Source organism: Spiroplasma sp. hy2, assembly GCF_044714365.1.
GTDB classification, from domain to species: Bacteria; Bacillota_I; Bacilli_A; order Mycoplasmatales; family Mycoplasmataceae; genus Spiroplasma; species Spiroplasma phoeniceum.
The window spans coordinates 1-4049 of sequence record NZ_RXFZ02000091.1; the positions used below are offsets into that span (position 1 = coordinate 1).

The window sequence follows — 4049 nt, forward strand, 5'->3', positions numbered from 1 at the left end:
ATWYTTCTGTAATTATTTTTTTCATTAATTATTTACCTCCATATATTAAAAATATACCTAATTTTAGGTATATTTTATAAATATCAAGAGTTTTCGACAAAATTAAAGTATTATTTTAATATTTTGATGGTATCTTTTTGCTAAAATTTTATTTCTTAAAAGAACTATTTAACATTTAAATTTTGTAATAATATTTGTGAACATTCTTGGCAAGCTAAAGAGGGAAAAACATCACCATTTGAAACAAATTTAATCCCAACTGGATTAAAAAAATTATGACAAACTTCACATTCTTTTAAGCCCTGCCTCACTTGTCCTAAACACTCATTACACATATTGGCATTATTTTCTCGTAAAAAATATTGATGACAATGGATACAATTACCAACCATATTTTTAAATTGAGTTGTTTCTCATTTTAAATATTCATAAGAATCATTAGATCCAACATAACCATACACTTTTAAAATTCATTTATTATCCTTTGTAATTTTTTTTCCATTTAAATTAACTTTTGTTAACAAATATTTTCTTGCTAGTTCACTATCAGTAAAAACTTTAACAACTTTCCCTTGGTTAGGAGTATCAGCATTATCAGTGTAAAAAACAATATATAAATTTTTAATTGTATTCACTATCTTTTCATCCCTTCTGTTTTTGTATCCTTTTGAAAATTTTGTGTAGCACATTTAAAACAAATTATATATTCTTTATTATTTACTAATAATTTTCCAAATAATTCGCGATTAAAATCATCTCGAACAAGACGATGTTTTTTACATAAATCACATTGAAAAGTTTCCAAACCAACTAATTCACTTTCACATTCTGAACAAAGTTGATAACGATCTAATTTGCTTTTAACACGATTACATTGTTGACAAATCGGTAACTTTTTAATAAAGTCTTCTGTTCCTTGCTTGTTTAGTTCGTAATTATCAGTTGTACTATCAAATGTAAATATTAAACAAAATGAAATTGCTTTAATAATATCTGCATTATATTTGTTATCTAAATAACAATCTTCTAACGCTCGTTCAGCATCAGTAGCTGTTTTACAAATACATCGTAAATTTTGTTCTTTACCGTTACCATCAAAGATAAAATAATAATCTCAAATCAATTTTTATTCCTCACATTGCTATAATTAATAATTAATATATATCATTATTATATCATTTTTTTATTAAACCGTTTATTAAAACGCAAAAGACCTGTTAGGTCTTTATTTTATTTTCATAGTTAATTCAACTGCATGGTAAGACAAAATTATCTAACTTTTTTTCTTAATTAGTAAAAATTCGTAATACTTTTAATGCTAATAATCGTGGATTTTGATCAAGCTCTTTACGAATTTTGGGGTTATCAATAATTAATGATAAAAATTCATATACTTTGTATTCATTGTATGTATATAATTTGTCAATAAATTTTTTAACATCTAATTTTAGTGCAACAAGTAATTTTAAAATTTTATTTCAACTTGTTTTTGAACAATCTTTTTCAATTCGACAAATAGTCGATTGTTGTAACCCTGACATTTTGGCTAATTCACGTTGAGTTAATCCTTTATGAATTCGTAATTGTTTAATAACTTCGTTCATTTATATATGTTCCTTTCATATTATCATAAGTAACTAAGTTAAATATTTTATGCCCCGCCTATCTATGCAATGCTAAAATTATAACAAAAAAAATTTTATAATTAAATAAAATTTTTATATGCATCAAATTAAAATAATAAGTTTCGCGGCGTACGCGGAAAGGGGATCACATCACGAATATTTGTCATTCCTGTCACATACATGATAAAACGTTCAAACCCTAAGCCAAAACCTGCACTTTTATAATAACCATATTTTCGTAAATCAATATATCATTGTAAATCTGTCGTTGGAATTTTTAGTTCATTACAACGACTAACAATTTTATCATAATCATTTTCACGAACACTACCGCCAACTAATTCTCCAATTCCTGGTACTAGTAAATCACACGCAGCAACTGTTTTATTGTCATCATTAATTTTCATATAAAATGCTTTAATTTCTTTCGGATAATTAAATAAAAAGGTTGGTTTTTTTGTTTCTATTTCACACAAATATCTTTCATGCTCAGTTTGTAAATCCATTCCTCAAAAAATATCTGGATTTTCAAATTTTTGACCTTTTGTAGCAGCTTTCTGCAAAATTTCAATTGCTTTTGTATATGATAAATGAACAAATTCATCATTTAAAACACTTTTTAATCTTTCCAATAATTTATCATCAACATTACTATTTAAAAAGTCAAGTTCATAATGGTTGTTAATAAATAAATAAATAATAATATGCTTAATCATTTTTTCAATTAATGTCATATTTTCTTCCAGGTCAATAAAAGCAATTTCAGGCTCAATCATTCAAAATTCAGCAGCATGTCTTGTTGTATTAGAATTTTCAGCACGAAATGTTGGACCAAAAGTATAAACATTTCGAAAAGCTTGTGCAAATCCTTCAGCATGAAGTTGACCTGAAACAGTTAAACTAGCTTTTTTACCAAAAAAATCTTCATTATAATTATTATCAGTTCTTGTTGTTACAATAAATGATTCGCCAGAACCTTCAGCATCATTTCCGGTAATGATTGGTGTATGAACATAAATAAAATTGTTTTTATTAAAAAATTCATGAATTGCAAAAGAACTACTACTACGAATTCGGAACACCGCATTAAAAGTATTTGTTTTTGCACGTAAATGAGCAATTTCACGTAAATATTCATAAGAATGCTCTTTTTTTTGTAATGGATAATCTTCACCTGCCTCGTCAAGAATTTCAATTACGGATGCTTGAATTTCAAATGGTTGTTTGGCAGATGGTGTTACACAAAACTTTCCAACTACTTTAATTGCTGATGAAATTCGTAAACTACTAATTGCTAAAAAATTAGCAAGTTGTTCCGCTTTATAAACAATTTGCACATTATTAAAAACTGTTCCATCATTCATAACTAAAAAACCTAATTTACCACTACTGCGATTAGAACGAACTCACCCCAAAATTGTAACTTCACTTTGATCTTTAACTTGATCTTGGTATAGCTCTAAAACTGTTGTCATATGTTTTCTCCTTTTTTCTTTTATAATTTAATTGCACTTTCTAATGCTAATTCTACCATTTGGTAAAAATTATTTTGCCGCTCAGCTGTTGTTGTCACAGCACCAGTAATAAAGGAATTAGAAATTGTTAATAATGTTGCTGCATTTTTCTTTAATGCTAAAGCATTTGCAAACAAAGCAAATGCTTCCATTTCAACACATACTGTCTTATACTTGGCTTTAATTTTTTTCAATCATCATCATTTTTACGATAAAAAACATCAGATGAATGAACAATTCCAGGAAAAGTTTTAATTTGTTTTGCTTTAGCAACTTCTTCAATTGTTGCAAAAAGATGTTGTGAAGAATTTAAAACATCATCTTCTATTCCTGCTACAATTCTAGCATAATTATTTTCGCCATAAGCTGCTGTTGCGTTAACAATATCATAAATCTTTAGTGCAGCATCATAACTACCTGCTGAACCAATTCGAATAATATTATCAACATTATAAAATTTAAATAATTCATATGAATAAATTCCAATGCTAGGACATCCCATTCCACTTCCAGCAATTGTAATTGTTTTATTTTTATAAGTTCCGGTGTACATAAACATATTTCGAATTTCATTCACTAATTTTATATTTTCGAGAAAAGTTTCCGCAATAAACTTTGCTCGTAATTGATCTCTGGGCATTAAAACTGTTTCAGCAATTTCTTCTTGTTTAGCGTTGATATGTGGTGTCATTTTCATTCCCTCTTAACATTTTCTATATTTAATTTATATTGTACTATAAAAAATAAAAAGGAACATTAGTTCCTTTAATTTTAACAATATTTTTTTAAAATTTTATTACTTTTAATCTTTAATTTTGTCGAAAACTCTTGATGAAATAAAAAAAATCATCAATATGACAATTTGAAAACTAATTTTGTGTAAGATTATGATTTTGCTTTAAATTTTTTA

The 4049-nt window shown here is 26.4% G+C and carries 4 protein-coding genes and 1 pseudogene; all 5 read right to left on the reverse strand.

From position 1 onward, the window contains the following. Positions 1-164: 164 nt before the first annotated feature. On the reverse strand, positions 165-635 hold the full coding sequence (locus tag EHV01_RS03710; RefSeq protein WP_422066255.1) for a hypothetical protein: 471 nt from the start codon (positions 633-635) through the stop codon (positions 165-167). Beyond that, positions 635-1123: a hypothetical protein gene (locus tag EHV01_RS03715; RefSeq protein ID WP_400249164.1), complete on the reverse strand. Its 489-nt coding sequence runs from the start codon at positions 1121-1123 to the stop codon at positions 635-637. The genes EHV01_RS03710 and EHV01_RS03715 overlap by 1 nt, the downstream gene beginning before the upstream one ends. Positions 1124-1286: 163 nt before the next feature. Beyond that, positions 1287-1604 (reverse strand): helix-turn-helix domain-containing protein, encoded by a 318-nt coding sequence (locus tag EHV01_RS03720; protein ID WP_126820772.1) that lies wholly within the window; start codon positions 1602-1604, stop codon positions 1287-1289. A gap of 128 nt (positions 1605-1732) precedes the next feature. Beyond that, complete coding sequence (asnS, locus tag EHV01_RS03725; RefSeq protein WP_422066256.1) at positions 1733-3100, reverse strand: asparagine--tRNA ligase; 1368 nt, start codon at positions 3098-3100, stop codon at positions 1733-1735. A 20-nt stretch (positions 3101-3120) separates the two neighbouring features. Next, positions 3121-3830: pseudogene (gene deoD / locus EHV01_RS03730) on the reverse strand (purine-nucleoside phosphorylase). Between the last annotated feature and the right edge of the window lie 219 nt (positions 3831-4049).